This window comes from Pseudoalteromonas sp. SR45-5 (assembly GCF_014163565.1).
Lineage (GTDB): Bacteria > Pseudomonadota > Gammaproteobacteria > Enterobacterales > Alteromonadaceae > Pseudoalteromonas > Pseudoalteromonas distincta.
Map to the genome: position 1 here is coordinate 1 of NZ_JACJDN010000861.1, position 1,310 is coordinate 1,310.

Annotated in this window: 2 protein-coding genes; one reads left to right on the forward strand and one right to left on the reverse strand. The window is 36.6% G+C overall.

Annotation, left to right across the window (positions count from 1 at the left end):
* A partial coding sequence (locus tag H5072_RS19650; protein WP_182694536.1) for a hypothetical protein occupies positions 1 to 293 on the forward strand: 293 nt, incomplete at its 5' end.
* Between the two features lie 781 nt (positions 294 to 1,074).
* Here H5072_RS19650 and H5072_RS20945 read toward each other — a convergent pair.
* Positions 1,075 to 1,310: hypothetical protein (locus H5072_RS20945; protein ID WP_220488729.1), on the reverse strand; the 236-nt coding region annotated here is incomplete at its 5' end.

Genomic DNA, 1,310 nt, shown 5'->3' on the forward strand with positions numbered 1-1,310 from the left:
CAGATGACGGTTACGGTTTTGTACTAGGTAAAAAAAGTACTTTACTAGCTAGTAATGCCAAAGAGCTAAACGATGTACTTAAAATATTAGAGCCTATTAAAATTGAAGGTGAAGAACCCATAAAGCAACAGTTCACTATTTCAGATTTTACCGAAGAATTTAATAGTATTGATGAACATTGGAAATCTCTTGATATTATGGTTTTTCTTCGTGGGCAAAGCGATGTAGAGCACATAGTTATTTTAGGATTCGATAAAGAATCTTTGAAGTTACGAGCCATATATTTTAATTAGTTTAAACAATAAATAGGAGCTAGGGCGTGTTGATCTTTGTGGATTGAAATTTGTTCAATCTAGGGACGATTAAATCGCGGCGCGAGGTTTGTAACCTAGTGGGCTAAGTAAAAACCGAGCAACAAAGAGTTGATCGTCCCTAGAAAGAACCCAAAGGGCAGCGCATGTTTGGTATTTATGCGGCGTTATCGCCTATTCATGGGGAATAACCACACTACATAGGCTCTGCCTTGCCTAAAAACCAAACATACTGCTGCAAATTCACCCACGAAAGGTCAACACGCCCTAGGATGGCTAGTATATTCGATCCGAAAGGAAAAAAATTTCACAACGTATTAATGCATTTTTAGATGATGCAAAAGCAACTTATGGCGTTACCGTTGGTAAGGATTCTGGTCGCACAGTTGATTGGCAGCAAAAGCTGGTACATTAGATAATTACTTAGCTCAATTTGGTTTATATAGACCATTATTAAATCATCTAACAAGCCCTGGAAAGTGGCATGTTGAGGCGAAACCTTAAACGCTAATTTATACACTTGATACTATTAACTTAAAGACCTCCTTTTGGGTCATAAACTATACGCCATGCGTTTAACTTTTATAAAATACATATACTGAAAGTAAGCGCAGGGCGAAAGTAAAAAGTAAAATAATCTTGATGTTGTGCGATGCCTAGTCATGCTGTAGATCAAAGGTGCTTAATTACAAGCTAATCAATTCTATCTTGACCAAACCTTCGATATCTTTATAGCTGAAAACCATTCCCTATCACTTTTTGATTAATTTAGCGGCATTATTGTAGTGGTCAATAATTTTTGCATACGCTGAGCGTCGGGATGCTGATGCTCAACCATCACACTACATAAAGATTCAGTAAATTCTTTTTTAAGAATTGGCGTTGCATTTAGACCTGGCTTTGTCAAAGCTAATACCTCATATGGACTTGGTGCTAAATGAATATCCTTCCAAATACTTCGATACAAATCATATTGTAAATGCTCTGGTAATTTATTAG